The 17280-nt window shown below is 42.2% G+C and carries 10 protein-coding genes and 4 tRNA genes; 1 reads left to right on the forward strand and 13 read right to left on the reverse strand.

Features of this window, described 5'->3' with window-relative positions; all coding sequences use genetic code 11:
- The first annotated feature begins 140 nt into the window (after positions 1 to 140).
- Entirely contained in the window at positions 141 to 1337 is a 1197-nt protein-coding gene (locus tag ACK8HY_RS12480) for an acyloxyacyl hydrolase (RefSeq protein WP_077437169.1), read from the forward strand.
- 113 nt (positions 1338 to 1450) lie between these two features.
- Here the strand turns inward: ACK8HY_RS12480 and ACK8HY_RS12485 are convergent.
- The 13 genes from ACK8HY_RS12485 to ACK8HY_RS12545 all read right to left on the reverse strand — a co-directional run bounded on the left by ACK8HY_RS12485 (position 1451) and on the right by ACK8HY_RS12545 (position 17212).
- A tRNA-Val gene (locus ACK8HY_RS12485) sits at positions 1451 to 1525 on the reverse strand.
- 35 nt (positions 1526 to 1560) lie between these two features.
- Positions 1561 to 1635, reverse strand: a tRNA-Val gene (locus tag ACK8HY_RS12490).
- A 9-nt stretch (positions 1636 to 1644) separates the two neighbouring features.
- Positions 1645 to 1722 (reverse strand) — tRNA-Val (locus ACK8HY_RS12495).
- 9 nt (positions 1723 to 1731) lie between these two features.
- A tRNA-Val gene (locus ACK8HY_RS12500) sits at positions 1732 to 1809 on the reverse strand.
- A gap of 139 nt (positions 1810 to 1948) precedes the next feature.
- Positions 1949 to 4018, reverse strand: a complete 2070-nt coding sequence (locus ACK8HY_RS12505; protein WP_416133791.1) for a putative porin — start codon at positions 4016 to 4018, stop codon at positions 1949 to 1951.
- Positions 4019 to 4042: 24 nt separating this feature from the next.
- Positions 4043 to 4858 carry a purine-nucleoside phosphorylase gene (locus tag ACK8HY_RS12510; RefSeq protein WP_077437171.1) on the reverse strand — a complete coding sequence of 272 codons (816 nt, stop codon included), beginning with the start codon at positions 4856 to 4858 and terminating at the stop codon, positions 4043 to 4045.
- A 68-nt stretch (positions 4859 to 4926) separates the two neighbouring features.
- Positions 4927 to 6417: a sodium:solute symporter gene (locus tag ACK8HY_RS12515; RefSeq protein WP_077437172.1), complete on the reverse strand. Its 1491-nt coding sequence runs from the start codon at positions 6415 to 6417 to the stop codon at positions 4927 to 4929.
- Between the two features lie 34 nt (positions 6418 to 6451).
- Positions 6452 to 7264 (reverse strand): N-acetylmuramic acid 6-phosphate etherase, encoded by an 813-nt coding sequence (murQ, locus tag ACK8HY_RS12520; RefSeq protein WP_077437173.1) that lies wholly within the window; start codon positions 7262 to 7264, stop codon positions 6452 to 6454.
- A gap of 24 nt (positions 7265 to 7288) precedes the next feature.
- Positions 7289 to 7942 (reverse strand): polysaccharide deacetylase family protein, encoded by a 654-nt coding sequence (locus ACK8HY_RS12525; protein ID WP_254846244.1) that lies wholly within the window; start codon positions 7940 to 7942, stop codon positions 7289 to 7291.
- A 41-nt stretch (positions 7943 to 7983) separates the two neighbouring features.
- Positions 7984 to 9810, reverse strand: coding sequence for a glycoside hydrolase family 9 protein (locus ACK8HY_RS12530; protein ID WP_254846245.1), 1827 nt, complete (start codon positions 9808 to 9810; stop codon positions 7984 to 7986).
- Between the two features lie 43 nt (positions 9811 to 9853).
- Positions 9854 to 11710 carry a PQQ-binding-like beta-propeller repeat protein gene (locus ACK8HY_RS12535; protein WP_077437374.1) on the reverse strand — a complete coding sequence of 619 codons (1857 nt, stop codon included), beginning with the start codon at positions 11708 to 11710 and terminating at the stop codon, positions 9854 to 9856.
- Positions 11711 to 11862: 152 nt separating this feature from the next.
- Positions 11863 to 13713 carry a RagB/SusD family nutrient uptake outer membrane protein gene (locus ACK8HY_RS12540; RefSeq protein ID WP_077437174.1) on the reverse strand — a complete coding sequence of 617 codons (1851 nt, stop codon included), beginning with the start codon at positions 13711 to 13713 and terminating at the stop codon, positions 11863 to 11865.
- A gap of 13 nt (positions 13714 to 13726) precedes the next feature.
- Entirely contained in the window at positions 13727 to 17212 is a 3486-nt protein-coding gene (locus ACK8HY_RS12545) for a SusC/RagA family TonB-linked outer membrane protein (protein ID WP_416133792.1), read from the reverse strand.
- Positions 17213 to 17280 lie beyond the last annotated feature (68 nt).

Raw genomic sequence — 17280 nt, forward strand, 5'->3', positions numbered from 1 at the left:
GCTACTCATGCACTTTCTGCTTTGTAGCTGAAATACGGCAATTTGTCATCTGTATTTCCCATATGCCTAATGAATATTGTTACAATGGTTTATCATTCTTATTTTTGCAAAAATTTTAAAAAACGCTAACGTTTTATTTCATGAGATCAAGCATACTTGTTTTTGTGATCTTCGCGCTCCTTTCCTTTCGTACAAACGCGCAGGTCACCCCCAGAATAGAAAATCAGAAAGACACATTAAACAACCGCCCCCCAGCAAAAACAAGGTTAATATTTCAGCTCGAACATGAAAGTGGAGGTGAACTCAAATTTAACGATCGTACCAAGCAGACCTTAGAAGACTCCTATTACAGTGGACTTAACTTTCGGGTCGGTTTCCAGACACAATTTCAGGACTCATTAAAGAGTATCTATAATGAGCTTTACAACTACCCCATTTATGGTGTCGGCATCTACAGCAGCACTTTTGGCCAGGAACACTTGGGTCAGCCTTTTGCGCTCTATGGTTTCGTAGCCATCCCCATCAAACCCAAAGTCAACAGCAAATGGAACTTCAATTACCGGATTGCCCTGGGCCTTTCAGGCAGATTCAACCCATATAATGAAGAAGACAACCCACTTAACCTTATTATCGGAAGCAAAAACAATGTATTTATCGACTTCGGACTGCAGGCCAATTACAGATTAAGCCGGAAATTTCAGGTCGGTGCGGGAATCGCTTTTCACCATTTCAGCAATGGTGCATTGGCGCTACCAAACACTGGAATAAACCTACTTCCATTGAGCTTATCGGTTTCTTATACCCCAACAAGCAAACCATTTGATTACAGAAAACGTGCGGTTCCCGCAATGGAAGAAACAGAAGAACTACATTTTAATTATGCATTTGGATTCAAGCAGATTGACCGGGATCACGATGGCCAATATTTTAAATCGACACTGGGAGCCTACTATAGTAAGCACTTCGGATACAAATGGCGCCTAGGGGCAGGAATGGATGCTTTCTATTCGGCAAGTGGCAATGATGAGAAAATTGCAGGCAACAAAGCAGGTAGTTTTGGGGCATTGTTTTCCTACGGTCCCGCATTTTACATCGACCATGTCCTAAATTCGCGACTTTACATTAACGGAAATGTGGGGGTATACCTACACCGCAATAAATTCAATGGAGAAAGCACACCTGTATATCTAAGAGCAGGCGTACGCTATAAAGTATATAAAGATTTCTTTGCCGGCGTCTCCATTAAAGCACATGGTGGTAAAGCAGACTTTATTGAATGGACAACCGGCTATGGCTTTAAATTGGGCAAAAAACGGGCAAATCCGGCCGGCAATTAGCCCAAGCTGAGAACCCGGACTTTTTGGACAACAGAACATAAACGAAACGGACACTACACAAGTCCGTTTGTACCGCATAAAAAAAGCGTTCATTAAGAACGCTTTTTTTATTGTGGGGATTACTGGGTTCGAACCAGTGACCCCTACCTTGTCGAGGTAGTGCTCTAAACCAGCTGAGCTAAACCCCCTAACGAAAAAAAAGCACCAATTGATGATGCTTTTGTGGAGGCTACTGGATTCGAACCAGTGACCCTCTGCTTGTAAGGCAGATGCTCTGAACCAGCTGAGCTAAGCCTCCGTTTTGGATTGGTGGAGAATACTGGATTCGAACCAGTGACCCTCTGCTTGTAAGGCAGATGCTCTGAACCAGCTGAGCTAATTCTCCGACTTTGTATGGTGGAGGCTACTGGATTCGAACCAGTGACCCTCTGCTTGTAAGGCAGATGCTCTGAACCAGCTGAGCTAAGCCTCCATACTTTTTTAAAGAACGCCGTTCCCTAATTGCGTGTGCAAATATAGCTTAAAAATTCTATTCTCAAAATTATTTTCAAAGATTTTCTACATTTAAAACCGCAACAAGCTAAAAAACACCCATATAATTTTCATGACAATTAGTCGTAGAACTTCCAAGAAACACCAAATCTAAAGTTGGCCGTATTCATTGGATAACGTCGCACAGTATAATAACCTTTCGGATAAAAATTCTGATTTAGGAAATTATAACTTAAAAACATATTGACCCGCTGTATATTTGCAGTGATCCATAAATCCATAATCGGATAAGTAGAAAACTCGATCTGTTGATAGGCATTATAAAACTGCCCTGTACCTATTGAATAATTTGGATTGGCATAAGGTGTATTAAATTTAGCGTCAATACCTATACTATAATCGATAACTTTATAAAAGAGATTGCTATAGTAGAGACTGTGCCAGGTATAAACCTCAGGAATTGCCAATATATTCTGCTGGTCCGTCTTTTGATAGACCACCAGGTTGTCAAGTGTAAAATGGTTGAGTTTGAATTTCTGGCCCACGCTCACCTTCAACAAATTGGCATTATCGAGTTGTACTGGATTAATCCATCTGTCCTTCCTGCGATCGTTTTGCGGATTTGGCAGTTCTTCAAAATAGGTATAGTTGTTCAGCAAAAAATACTCAACCTTTCCATTGAACCCCAATGTAGGGTTGCGATATTGGAAAGCCAAATTTTGAATCTTGGTCTTTTTTAACCCCAAATCATTCCAATTACCATAAGTATAATTCAGGTTTTCAAAAACCATTTCAGGAGATTTGTTCTGCGAATAGGCAGAAAGAGTCACTTTTCCGATTTTATCACCCATCGAAATATCCGCTTTTGCTTCGTAGAGAAAATCGCCTATATTGTGCCCAAAGACAATCTGATTAGCTTTTAAACTGAAGTCCAAGCGATCTGAAAATTTGTAACCCAGCTCTCCTTTGACAATTCCATTTTGGTAGAAACGGTCAAATGTTGTACTATCCGGCAATTTCTTAAGTGGCTCAGGATAAGCGGCCTGATTGCTATAGTAACGTAATGACTCTACCTGACTTTGCTCCACCCAGTTCATATCATGCTGAAAAGCCAGATTCAGTTTGGCCTCGTTTTTAAAGATTGACTTGCCACGCAGAAAAAAGTTATATTCAAACTCATTGGAAACATTTGTAATACCTGTCTTATCATTATTAAGTGCAAATGTATTATTCGTGATTGGTAACGCAACAGCCCGCTCGTTCATGTTCTTGAAGAAATTGTAGGTCTGTCTTCTTATACGGGTGTTATGGGCCATACTGTTCGTTGGATAGATCTGCATGGTTGGCTTTCCCTTATCTACCGTATCAATCCGACCGACATAGAGTGACTGACGCAGGAACAACGAATTGTCCCACCATTTTGATCTGGGCACAGTCGTATTACTAGCATCCTGAAATTTCACGGGAAACCGATCCGGAGACTGTATATTTTCGGGAGCAAAAGGTCTATCCTCCACGGTAGATCCATTCTCCATTGCATCCAAGCGGTTAAAAACCGCATTGATCAATAAGTTATAACGGTTATTTTTAGATTCATACCAAGAGGCGATAGATGCTTTCAGATCAGAATAATTCTGGTTAAGATAATATCCATCAGTTTTCGTTGAATGGAAGTCAACATTCATATTCCATTGCGAATTGATATTCTGCGACACCCGGGCCCTAAAAACCTGATCATCAAAAAAGAATCCCACAGCCGATAGTTCGGAATAACGTGCACGGGCCCTAAAATATTGCACAGAGTCAGGATTCAATAAATAACGTTCCAATGCAGTGAATCCGGACTGAAATCCGATTGTCTTTTTAGGCTGAAATAATAAATCCCTTGTAGCCAAACCATATGACCCGAGGTTCACACTGGGATTCCAGGGTAGGTTTTGGGGATTATAATATTGATAATTACGATGTGAAGTATCTATCTGTCTCGTATAAGTTCCTTTTTTAAGCATATCCAATGTTGCATAACGGATATATTTTGCAGACAGGATAACTGAATCTTTTTTCCCGTCCTCTTTGGCTCTCGCCGAATCCAATGCACTGCTCCACTCTTCTTTGCTTTGCGCAATAACATTCGTGGAACAAACAAGTAAGACACACAGTGCGGCTAATACGCGTACGATCAACTTCATCTAAAAATTGTATATAGTCTAAATTTATTGCAAAGCTATCAATTCTTTCAAAATTAATGTCATCTTAGGTTCCGCTTTCTCAGCGACAGCGACGATTTCCTGCAATGACACCGGTTTTAGCTTATCGTGGAATCCCTCATCCGTAACAACAGAGATCGCGAACACCGGAAGAGCCATATGATTGGCAACAATCACCTCCGGAACTGTACTCATCCCCACCACATCCCCGCCAATAATTCGCATGAATCGGTATTCAGCTTTTGTTTCAAGATTGGGTCCAGGTGAGGAGACATACACCACTTTTCGTGCTCTAATACCATGCCTCGATGCGATTTCAAGCGCCTGCTCAATCATTGTACGATTATACGGTTCGCTCATATCCGGGAATCGGGGACCAAACTCAGCAAGGTTCTGCCCGCGCAAGGGATTATCGGGCAAAAGATTGATATGATCTTCAATAATACCTAGATCCCCATTTCGAACCTCCGGATTCAAAGATCCGGCAGCATTTGACACAAAGAGTTTTTTGACCCCCAGCACTTTCATGATCCGGATAGGAAAAGTAATCTGTTGCATATCATATCCCTCATAATAATGAAGCCTTCCTTGCATGGCAACCACATTCTTTCCATTCAATTTTCCAAAAATCAATTTACCGGAATGAAATTCAACTGTAGAGATGGGAAAATTAGGAATATTGGAATACATCAACTGATATTGGATCTCAATCTCATCTACCAGCTTACCCAGTCCAGTACCCAGGATGATACCGAATTCTGGCGTAAAATCTCCAATTTTTCTACGGATAAATTCCGTAGTCTCATTTATGCTATGATACATACGTACAAAAAAACTAAGTATCTCAAACTTAACTTAATTTTTTTGTACGTACAAATCAAATATAGCAGCTAATTATGCGAAAGCGCCTTTTCACTTGCTTTACCTGGAGAGCTGATCAAAAGCATCACAAAAGTAATAAAACCATTAATGATAATCAGGTCCAGTCCGATCACATAAGGTGTATACACCTCGATCACATAGGTCTTGAGTAAATACAATAAGGTTGGTGAAAGTACACAGATATAAGGTACGGCATTGTCCCGTACAGCAGATTTTGTAAAAATCCCAAAAACAAACAATCCCAGCAGTGGACCATAGGTATAGCTCGCCGCTGTAAATATCGCATTCACCACCGAATCATCATTGATCAGCTTAAACACGAGTATCACCAGTAACATAACGATCGAAAACCCAAAGTGTACGTAATTACGCTTTTTGACAAGAACAGGATCATTGGGATTTTCTTTTTTATTGAAATTCAGAAAATCCACACAGAATGAAGTCGTCAACGCTGTCAGTGCACTATCCGTTGTCGCAAACGTTGCTGCTGTCAGCCCCATCATAAAGATGATCGCCGGCACGATGGCAAGGTGATTCAGTGCGATCTCGGGATAGAGGTAATCGCGGGTTGCCAACTTCGATACGTCAATACCATTTTTTGCTGCATAGATATATAACAGCGCTCCTACCGCTAAAAAGAAAATATTGATCACCACAAATACACTTGTGAATGTAATCATATTCTTTTGCGCTTCTTTGATCGTCCCCATGGACAGATTCTTTTGCATCAGATCCTGATCAAGTCCTGTCATGGCAATAGTAACAAAAATCCCGCCCAGGAACTGTTTCCAAAAGTTTGCTTTACTGCCCACAAAGTCATCCCAAAAAAAGATTTTGGAATAGCTGCTTTCCTTGACTGCTTCGAATGTATCCACAATCCCGAAATCCAATCCCTTAGCCATAAAATAGATCGAAAGGATAACAGCTGTTACTAGAAAGGTGGTCTGTAGGGTATCTGTTACAATGATTGTCTTTAAGCCTCCCTTATTGGTATACATCCAGATAAGTACCAAACAGATCACAACTGTGATCGCAAAAGGCACATTCCAGGCATCAAAGATAAAGTGCTGCAGGACAATGGCGACCAGGTATAAACGAAAAGCCGAACCTATGGTACGGGAAATCAAAAAGATGGCAGCACCGGTTTTATACGTTGTATGCCCAAAACGTTCTTCCAGATAAGTGTAAATGGAAGTCAGGTTCATTCGGTAGTAAAGCGGAAGCAATACATAAGCTATAATGACGAATCCGACTGCATTTCCGAGCACAAACTGAAAATAACTGAATTCGGATGCACCCACAGCGCCTGGAACAGAGATAAAGGTCACACCAGAAAGAGCAGTACCGATCATCCCGAAGGCGACCATATACCATTTCGAATTTCGGTTAGCAACAAAGAAGGTAGAATTGTCGGAAGATCCTTTTGAGGTAAAGTGCGCCACGGCGAGCAAGACCGCAAAATAGATCACAATAAAGGATAATAATATAACTGGTGACATAGTTTGTTTTTAATAGGTGATTGTGATGCGATTGTTAATGAGTAGCCTGGTAAGCTTCGATTGCCTGCCTTACATTACCAAATTGTTCCAGCAAAGCAGCTGCGTCCTCCTCTGTCGCTCCGGTCTGGTCCATAATAATTCGTACGCCACGGCCGACCAATTTGTGATTTGACAATTGCATATCGACCATTTTGTTCCCCTTCACACGCCCCAGCTGAATCATTACTGCAGTACTGAACATATTTAATACCAGCTTCTGCGCTGTACCGGACTTCATACGGGTAGAGCCGGTCACAAATTCAGGTCCAACAATAACTTCTACAGGATATTGTGCAATTTCAGCAATCGGAGAACCGCTATTACAAACAATACAGCCGGTCACCAATCCTTTTTCGTTTGCAGTCTTCAGGCCACCAATGACATAAGGCGTTGTCCCCGAGGCAGCAATACCGATCACCACATCATTTTCATCAATATCATAAGCTTCCATATCTTTCCATGCCTGCTCCAGATCATCCTCTGCAAATTCGACTGCCTTACGGATTGCTGTATCTCCGCCGGCAATTAGACCGATAATCCACTCAAATGGCACACCGTAAGTAGGAGGCAATTCAGATGCATCTAAGACTCCAAGCCGGCCACTTGTACCGGCCCCGATATAGAAAGTCCGACCACCCGCTTTCATTCTTTCCACAGTGACCTTAACCAATGCTTCGATCTGAGGAATAGACCTTTCAACAGCTAGTGGCACAGATTTATCCTCATTATTGATATTAGTCAATAATTCATGAACAGACATCTTGTCCAAATCCTGATAATTCGAATCTTTCTCCGTTGTATTAACCATTCTTAATAATATATATTGTATTCCTTAATTCAATAAACCAGGTATATCAACGATCTGATATCCTTTCTTCTTTAATATGTTGATTATATCATCCAAATGATGATACAGCTTATCTTTTCGTCTATCATCTGTTCCCATATGGATCAATATGATGAAGCCATTTAAACCAGATTTTCTTTCATAAGACCAAAGCCCCTTTAAAATCTCTGCCGAAGATAAATAACGTTTTCCCATTTCTGGGTAAGTATAATCTGCGGCAGTCCGTATTCCCGGCGTGTAGTTGATAGAAGACAGCCCTATCTCTTCTGCCCACGCTACCGTCTCACCATTATACCATTCATAAGAAGGAATATAATAACGCAGTTGACCGATATCGACCCCCGAAAATGCCAACTCTTTCACATTAGCCTTTAAATCCAGCAGGAACGAATCCCGGCTGACCAACAGCTCATCCCTGCTGCCCCAATCACTGACCAGCAGATGTTTATCGGAATGTCCTGACACCAAATGTCCATCTTTCAACATCTGCCGGATATAAGGCTTGAAACCTCCATTCCTTAGATAATCTCCTGTTAAGAAAAAATTCCCCTTCACATGATATTGCTTCAAGCTATTCAAAACCGTAGGCGTTCCCTCCGATAAATCATGCCCCGTAAACACCAGAGCCACTTTTTTCACTGTAGAATCGCCGCGGACAATAGCCCCGAAGACATCTCGGGCTACTTTTTTCCCGCAGGCTCCTCCAAAGCCTTCCCTTCTTTAGCCGCCAGCAAGTAGATCAATGAAGCCGTTCCATCCATGGTAGGCTCATTGGTACTGTAGTCACCATAATCGTCATGATAAACGGCAAGGTCACTCTGAAAATCAGCATAGCTATCCGGATTATTCAGCTTAATACCGATCAGGTTACGATAAGTAGACGCCATGATCGGACCATCCACCAGTCCACCATCAATCGGATGTTTACCCAAATAGGTAAAAGCAGAATGTGGATCCTTAGGCGTATCACCCCAAGATGGAAGCCCATACACCATACTTGTCCCCCAGGGATTGGCACCAAAGAGCCAGTCAAAATTAGCCTGCTCCAGTTCATCAAACTGATTATCTCCTGTCAGCTCTTTATACCAAAGGCATTGTATGGCGAACGAAGCGGTCAGATTATTGCTGCACCAGATAAAAGGAACCCCTCTTAAAAATGCATTTTCGGCAGCTCGCTTATTTACCTCTTCAATACCCTGTTTATAAAATGAGACAATCTCCTCGCGATCTTGCCCTTTTAATCTTTTAGCCAATTCATAATGTCCCAAATTGATAAAGGGATACCACTGATAATGCGCAGCCGTATCGGTTATCATCCAAGGTGTTATTTTTTCCTGCCTGGCATACTGCATCGCCTCCTCGGCAAACTTATTTTTCTTTGTTACCGAAAACCCCATTGCTGCCGCCAGTTGCATATCATCCACCCAATTGTCTTCGGCATAGATATAGGGCGATTTGACCGAAACCGTCTGTGTCACCCCCGGTTTTATATTTGCAAATGCATAAGCGGTCTCAGCTTTCTGCGACAGTAATTTTGCATATTTTTTATCCTCTTTTTGAAAAAGCACAGATCCCAAACGGAAAGCACTGCTAAATTTCCCCGCTGTAGAGCTTGTCCCTGTGGTGTTATTCATAAACTTGCCCCTTTGTTGTGGCTCCCCATCTATAAAATACACCGGGCGTTCAAACCCACGGCCATAGTAAGGATCCTCCTTGGGCATGCGCATACTGGCATGATCACGATCATCCGCAATCTGATTATACATCTGATCCGCCTTTGGATGCATCTTCAACAACCAGTCGAGTCCCCATTTAGCTTCATCCAATACATCGGCACGTCCATTCTTTCCATCTAAGCCATTTGCTAGCTTTTGATCAGTAAATACCTTTGGAAAGTCCCGATAAGCAGCTAGCAGATGAAATGTCGCATTTGCCGAGGTTGTCGCATATTGCAAATAATCAGAAGCATCATGCCAGCCACCCCCCGCATCAATATGCGAACTATCCGCTATACCGACTTTACCGGCATACAATGTAAAGCCGTCGTGTGTATGACAACTGTCTTTTAAAAAAGGGTTGAATAATGTCCGTTGCTGGCGCATATACCGCAACACAAAGTCCGCTGCCCCCGCATAGACGTCCGGAGCCACCCTAAAATAAGGTGACCTAACCTCCCCCGCCTGGATAAAAAAACGGCCCGTATCCCTTAAAGCAGAAAAATCAAATCGAAAACTCTGCACAAAAGGCCCATAGCTACCATAATCTTTCCCTACGGGATGAACATACACTGTCTTACCTGTCTTTGCATCTTTAACCTCAAAAGAACGAAGCTGCCTGATTGATTTCCCGCCCCATACAGCGACCTTTTTACCTGTCGGAGTATAGCCTAATTGGTTGATTCGAATCCAAGCATTTTGCTGTGCTTCCGCAAAGTTACAAACAAAACATGCAAAAACAAGCAAAAAAGCTTGACGTAAATTTAAGAAGTTTAGACATTCTTTTATCATAATAAGGCATTTTATTTTTAATAAAATCAACTCAATCGGTTGTTTAAAATCGTAAAGAAACTATTTTCCCATCCATCGTGCTGGCAACTACCTCATTATTACCGGATACCGCTACAGGATTGACCATGCCATTTGAAATTTTATATTGCCACATAACTGCGCCTGTTTTTGCATCCACAGCAGAAAGCAAACCCGAATGACTCGGCACAAACACCAGCTTACGGTTTGTTTTTATCGCCGACGGCGTCAATTCATAGGGCAATTTTAGTTTTGCTTTCCAAATTACTTCCATTTTGTCACCTGATATAGAGATCCCCAGCAAATCGCCGTCCATTGTCTTCACATAGACCTGTTTCTTATTTACTGCCAAGCCCATCGATTCTCGCACACGTATCGTATCCTTCTTTTCCCGCCAGATTACAGCACCATTATCCGCATCCAAAGCAGTCATAAACCGATCCGGAGCAACAATAAATACACGGTTATTTACCCCCACAGGATTACAGGCGGCCGCCGAAAACATGCGATTGGCATGTCCATTGTTCCATTCCCAAGATAATTTTCCGGTTTTGGCGTCCAATGCATAAAACCCATTTCCCCAGGAGCCGAAGATGATATTGCCTAAATAATAAGTTGGCAAAGTCGACACAAATCCCCTGACCTGATCAAAACTCCATCTTAATTTACCAGTCTTTATATCCAAGGCCCTGAATTTACCATCCGAACCACCGATAAAAGCGACACCATCATGCAGCAGAGGCGAACCCAATACGGCCTTGTCCGTCTGCAGCTTCCAGAGAAGTTTCCCGTCCGCCGCATTGATAGCATATATAAAGTGATCCGAAGAACCGGCGACAACAATACCTTTCCAAACCGCTGGTGTGGAATACACCTTTCCTCCGGTCCGATAAGACCATAATTTTCTTCCCGATTTAAGATCCAGTGCAAAGATATCACCGGCCGTATTGGAGGTCACAACCTTGTCTTTATAGATTGTCAGCCCAGCGCCAATGTCACTTGCATCTTCAAAAGTCCAGTTCACGCGGACAACATTCGCATACTTCTCATTGACTGCATAACTCGGCCGCGGATAAGTTGCCGTTTCCTGTCCATAGTGGTGGTCAATCAAAGGCACCTCTAACCAAGGTTTTTCCTGTGTACCAATACCCGGATTCCGCTCCTGATAGATAGCCTTACCATCACCGATAGTAACGATATTATAGCCGCCGACAGGTTTATTTGCCCGTAGATTAGATCTTCCCATCACACCCGGAAGCCCCTCCCAGTCGTAGGCCTTATTCGCATGCCCATGGCCGCAGAGAGCCAATTGCACATTACGTGTTTTGACCCGCTTCAATGCATCAAACCAATTGTTCAGCGAGGAGTCCTGTGGATAATGGTTAATATAAATTAATGGCGTTTGTCGGTCTGGGTTCGCGGCGAAGACAGAATCCATCCATACTAGATTTTCACGCGGTATCTGCCCCGGGCTCATACGCATATTCGGTCCGGAGTTTGTCCCAACAAATTGATAACCTTTATGTCGAAAGAAAAACGTTTCGCCGCCAAAGACGGTACGAAAAGTATTCGCCCCATTTTCGGACCAATTTCCATCGTGATTGCCCGGGATTACATACCAAGGTAGCTGCAAACTATCTAAAATCTGCTTTGCCAATTTCAGCTCATGATCAGCTCCAAATTCGGTAATATCTCCCGAGAGGATAACAAAATCAATATCTTTCAAATCATTTAGATCTTTTACAGTCTGTCGCAGATCTTCCGCCCCTGTTGCACCACCGACATGTGTATCGGTGACATGGGCAAATTTAAAAGATTGCGCAACGGATAGATTGAATATGCATAATAACGCACCTAAAAAAGCAATTAACTTCGGTTTCATCGATATAGTTTTCTTAAAATTAGCGTTTTTATGCATAAATATAAAATTTAAACGCATTTTTATGCATGTTAATTCTGGCATTATAAAACACAGCTTTACTAAAAAGCCTTTCTGAAAAATCCAGAAAGGCCTTTTGGTATTTGTAATGAATGTTACCAACCTGGTGTTTGAGCCAAAATATAACCCAAATCAGCATATTGTTGGATTTGATTCAGTCCGACCGGCGACATATAGACGCGATCGGTAAAACTTACCCGGTTCGCAAATTTTGGGACCATATAGTAACCAATCATAGCATCTCCATTCGTACCATTGTAAGTAATCGTATTGCCCGCTGCATCACGGACTTTAAGAACCCCCTCATAAGCTTTTGACAGACGGTTTGGAAGTTCTTTTTTAATATTCACCCAGGGACCCAACGAATAATCTGTATTACGGGAGAAATTCATATAATCCAATTTTTTCCAGCGGCGAATATCATTCAACCTCGCATATTCATATACAAATTCCATCCTTCTTTCCCTTCTGATTTCCCACATCAATGGGGAAACATCTGCATCGCGCTGTGGATCATTTGGCAGAGCATTCAACAACAAAGGAGCTGTTTTTCTAACACCCTTTGCTATAGCGTCGGCATCCAAAGGTCTATTTCGGACCGCGTTGATTGATTTATCCAAATCAGCTTGGGTAACTGCAGCTCCACCAAAAAACTCTGCAAGAATCTGCTTCGCCTCAATCCAATTGAGCACAACCTCGCCAAGACGGGCAATAGGAGCATCATTCGTATTGGTATTGCTGCTCCATTTTGCTGGATATGTCTTGCCAATATAAGTCAGAGCTTCCCTTGCCGCAAACTTATGACCATAAGCCAAAGTTGATGAAGCTGTATTGACCACATTCATAAAAGTCGCCTCAAACCGAGGATCTCTTGTCTCAGCCAACGATTTCATGGAAAAATCAGACGCGTTTGCAATAGCCGAATTCTGCCAAACCTTACCATCATTACAGATAAAGGATTTTAGCAAGTCCAAATTAACACCTTTTTGTCCTTCAGTTCCATTACTATAAGAGCCTACCGCATGGGTTACTTTCAATGCATCATTATAGGTTCGGAAGAAGATCACTTCCGCATTGCTCGACAAGTCTTCTGATGCAAACAAGCTTTTGAAATCGCTACCAAAAGACCATTTACCACTACCCATAACTACTTCCGCTGCTTTTAGGGCAAGACCAAGGTATTTTTTTGCACGATCTTGATCCAGTCCATGGTATTTCTCCCAAGAACCTTCAAAAAGCATTAGATTAGAGATAAGTGCCGCCGCCACATATTTATTGACATACCCTTTGCCGTCATCTGCACGCATATTATCCAGCACATACTCAAAATCAAGATAAACCTTATCCATGACCTCGCCACGTTTTGTCCGCTCCTTGTACATCTCCGCCTGGTCCATCGGATCAACTTCCTTATCAAAATACGGTACATCGCCAAATACCGAAACTAACCTGGCATACTCATAACCCCTAAAAAAACGAGCCACCGCAGTCCAATGCTTATACTCTGTTTCGCTCAGGTTTGCTTTCGCCTTTGTGTCCACCCTATTGAGCATGATATTTGCCTTTCTTACCCAGTAAAAGTTCCACGTTGGGCCAGAATAAGTTGTTAATATATCCGGTGCCGGAGTTCCACCCGATGGAGTCGTTCCCCGAGTTGTTGGTACAATGGTTTCAAATCCCCCCTGGGTACCCTCTGAGGTAAAATCATCCGCATAGTTATAGCCTACCAAAGGCGCATATGCTGTACCATAAAATGTATTGTAACCAACAAAGTAGTTAAGGTAAAAATCATTCGCATATAAACGCACATCCGCTTCATTACGCCAAAAATCTTTATCAATGACCTTCGTTTTATCCGGCCTATCAAGTACATCCTTGTTACACCCAACACTCAGTAATACTGCAGTCAGGATAATAGATCCAATTTTTATTCTATTTAATTTCATCTGTCAAATTCGTTTAAAAGTTTAACTGAACACCAAATGATGCACTTTTAAAGGTTGGCGTTCCTACCCCAGTACGCCCACTGTTGTAATTCGTTTCATTAAAAATTGAATACCCTTCAACCTCCTCTGGATCGATAGGCAATCCTCTCAGCTTGTCCCAAGTAAAGAAATTCTCTAAGGAAACATACACTCTTAAATTATTTAGCTTCGCCCGTTTGATCACGTCCTGAGGGAGCGAGTACCCCAGCGTCAGGTTCTTAATTCTCAAATATGACATATCTAACAAGTAACGGGACTGCACCTGCATATTATTTACATTTGCACTTCCCCCATTATTAAACGCCGCCGGATAGAATGCGTCCTGATTATCTTTCGTCCAATAATCGTTCACGAAACTAGCTGGCATAGCACCATCTGAAATATTGAACCCTGGGATGGCAAGGAATCCTGCTCCCCAAACTTTCCGTTGTCCTACTCCTTGGAAGAAAATAGACAGATCAAAACCTTTCCAATCCGCTGCTGCCCTAAAACCATACTGATAACGCGGCGTAGAGTTACCAATGATTTTCATATCACCAGGATTATCAATCGTGCCATCACCGTTGTCAATCTCCCCGTCGCCATTTAGGTCTTTGAACTTAACATCTCCAGGACCAAAATAAAAATTCGTTGAATTTTGGAAACGCGGCTGATAGACAGGCTTTTCGCCATTCGGCCCTCCTTTTAACAGATAAGCACTCCCAGTTGCGTACTTACTCATATCCGCATTCATCTCCACCAGCTGCGGGTTACCGTTGCCGTCCAACACGAAATCATTATATTGGTACAAACGGTCTGTCTCATATCCCCAAATATCACCATACACCCTACCATCATAATTTACACCAGTGGTCCTTGAAGGCGTGTATCCACTAAATACAGATTTCGCGTCGTCAAAGTTAGCTCTAAAATTGATTCCTAAACCGTTTTCAAAACGATGGTTGAAATCTATGGCAAGCTCAAACCCCTTTGTCGTCAATGTACCAAAATTTCCAAGCGGCGCCGGCGCCCCTAAGGTATGCGTAGTGCCCTCTAACGGCGCAAACATATTTTTGGTTTTTTTCTGATACCAGTCAAACGTAAATCCTAATTTATTTTTAAAGAATCGCGCATCCGCACCAAAATCCAATGTCTCAATATTTTCCCATGAAACATCTGGCCAGTTCAATTTAGGGGAACCCACTGCATTCAATAAAGCTCCGTTCACAATATAATTGATTTGTCCCGCCGACATATTCGCAATATAGAGGTCTGAATCTACGGTTTGATTACCGATAGCTCCCCAAGATCCTCTAAATTTCAACTGGCTTAGTGCCGATCTCGACCAGTCCATAAATTTTTCTTCCGAAACTACCCAACCAGCTGAAAAAGACGGGTACCATCGCCATTTCAAATCCCCAGGGAATTTTGACGCTCCATCATACCGAAGGTTACCTTCAAACAAGTATTTATTCTTATACGCATAGTTGATCCGGCCGAAATACCCCAGCTGAGATTCCCAGTACTCACCACCACTACCTGTAATCTGTCCTACAGCCAAATCAAATTGAGGATTTTTAACATCCAATAGATCCGCACGTTGAGTCCAATGGTAAGAACCATCATTTGTCACCCGGTTCAACCCTAAAATAAATTTAAAGTTATGATCCTCGTTCAGATCAAGCTCATAAGTTGTGAATGCATTCACAGTATGCTTATGCTCGTTTTGTGACCGCATATAAATATGATCCTGCGCAGATCCATTAGCCGTATACATGTCATTAGAAAGATCATAAGCCAAACTTGCCCCTTCATCCCCTTTGTTGGCAACTGCACCTTCTCTATTTACGTAAACAGGATTTCCCTGTGCGTCAAAGCGTTGTTTGGCTGCTACCCATGAGTTTGCCGCCGTATAACGCGTTCCATTTTTGCGCCAATTATAGTCTTCATTTGTAAAGGTATAATCAATGTCTACCTTCCAATTCTTCATGATATTAACTGTAGCACCGGCATTTAGGTTAATATAATTACGCAGCATAGAAGCTTGATTTGCAGCCTCATTTTCGCTCCATGGGCTTCTTATTGGGTTGTTATTTTCATCATATCCCATTGGATAAAGCGAGCTCCATCGGTACATATACAACCAAGGATCGGCTGTGGTCGAGTTTGTCGCATAAGGATAAACCTTATTTCGTTGCGCAAACATAGCGCCCCCCCGAATAGTTACATACTTATTCAGTTCCGTATTTAAGCGTAGAGCTGCATTATATCGTTTAAATTTATCCGAATCACCCGCTTTCAACATACCGCTCTGGTTCAAAGAACCGAACGAAGCCGTATATTGCGTTTTTTTAATCGAACCATTCAAAGACAGATTATGCGTCTGAGTGGGTGCCCATTCCCGAACCATATAATCATAAGGATCGTAAGTTCTGACGCCATATTTTTTCGTTGGCGCTCCTGGGTCAACATACCAATCACGACCATATACGGTTGGATCATCTTTACCGATAGAAGAACCATATTTTTTATCCCACTCAACAGCTCTTTCGTAACTTTCTTTATTCACTTTATAGAATGCGCCAGTCTCCGTTCCTCCGATGCGATCCAACGCATCAATGGTATATTTCAACGCGTTTACGCGGCCCATCTCCAATTTTTTATATGGATTTTGAAACGAGAAATTGTTGGAGTAATTCACCGAAATTTTCTCCGAACTACCTCCTGTTTTCGTCTTGATCAATACCACACCAAATGCAGCCTTCGCACCATAAATGGACGAAGACGCCGCATCTTTCAATACGGTAATCGATTCGACATCATCAGGATTTACATACTGAATACTCGGGATTTCAACGTTATCTACTAAAATCAACGGACTACTATTTCCCTGAATAGTTGAGATCGCTCCACGGATACGCATCGTCGGGTCAGATCCCACTTCGCCACTTGGTACGGTTACACTAAAACCAGGAGTAGTACCCTGAATTGCTCTTCCGACATCAGCAATCGGACGGCTTTGCAGGTTTTCTTTTACATTAACTGTTGAAACAGCTCCGGTCAAATTCCCTTTTCGCTGGGTACCGTAACCGACGACAACAACCTCGTCCAGTGCCTGGTCATTGCTAACCAAAGTCACATTAAGCGAATTCGAGCTGACGACAATATCTTGTGAGATATAGCCCACAGATGAGAATCGCAGCTTGCTCCCCACCGCAGCTGTAATTTTGAAATGTCCCTGTGCATCTGTTTTCGTTGACACCCCTCCGCCAATAACAGATACGCTTACATCAGAGACTGGACCTTTTCCATCTGTTACAGTACCTTGTACTGTATTTTGCACCATACTTTTAGCAGAAGAGTTCAGAAGTGCACCCGTCAATTTAGTGCTATTCAAAGAACCTTCTTTCTTTGTAAAAGAATAGGATTCCGAAGGAAAACTCAATCCAAGAGCAACAGAAAATAGTACAAATTTTCTCATTGATTATAGAGTTTTAAAAATAAATGATCTAGTTAATATTGTTAGTTATTCGTTCCTACTGTTTATTA

It is taken from the genome of Sphingobacterium sp. NGMCC 1.201703 (assembly GCF_047784615.1).
In the GTDB taxonomy this organism is placed as follows: Bacteria; Bacteroidota; Bacteroidia; order Sphingobacteriales; family Sphingobacteriaceae; genus Sphingobacterium.

Excerpts from the sequence above, each read along its gene's own strand:
- ACK8HY_RS12505 (WP_416133791.1), bottom strand. The coding sequence starts at position 4,018 with ATGAAGTTGATCGTACGCGTATTAGCCGCACTGTGTGTCTTACTTGTT.
- ACK8HY_RS12545 (WP_416133792.1), bottom strand. The coding sequence starts at position 17,212 with ATGAGAAAATTTGTACTATTTTCTGTTGCTCTTGGATTGAGTTTTCCT.
- ACK8HY_RS12535 (WP_077437374.1), bottom strand. The coding sequence starts at position 11,710 with ATGAAACCGAAGTTAATTGCTTTTTTAGGTGCGTTATTATGCATATTC.
- ACK8HY_RS12540 (WP_077437174.1), bottom strand. The coding sequence starts at position 13,713 with ATGAAATTAAATAGAATAAAAATTGGATCTATTATCCTGACTGCAGTA.
- ACK8HY_RS12480 (WP_077437169.1), top strand. The coding sequence starts at position 141 with ATGAGATCAAGCATACTTGTTTTTGTGATCTTCGCGCTCCTTTCCTTT.
- ACK8HY_RS12510 (WP_077437171.1), bottom strand. The coding sequence starts at position 4,858 with ATGTATCATAGCATAAATGAGACTACGGAATTTATCCGTAGAAAAATT.
- murQ (WP_077437173.1), bottom strand. The coding sequence starts at position 7,264 with ATGGTTAATACAACGGAGAAAGATTCGAATTATCAGGATTTGGACAAG.
- ACK8HY_RS12530 (WP_254846245.1), bottom strand. The coding sequence starts at position 9,810 with ATGATAAAAGAATGTCTAAACTTCTTAAATTTACGTCAAGCTTTTTTG.
- ACK8HY_RS12515 (WP_077437172.1), bottom strand. The coding sequence starts at position 6,417 with ATGTCACCAGTTATATTATTATCCTTTATTGTGATCTATTTTGCGGTC.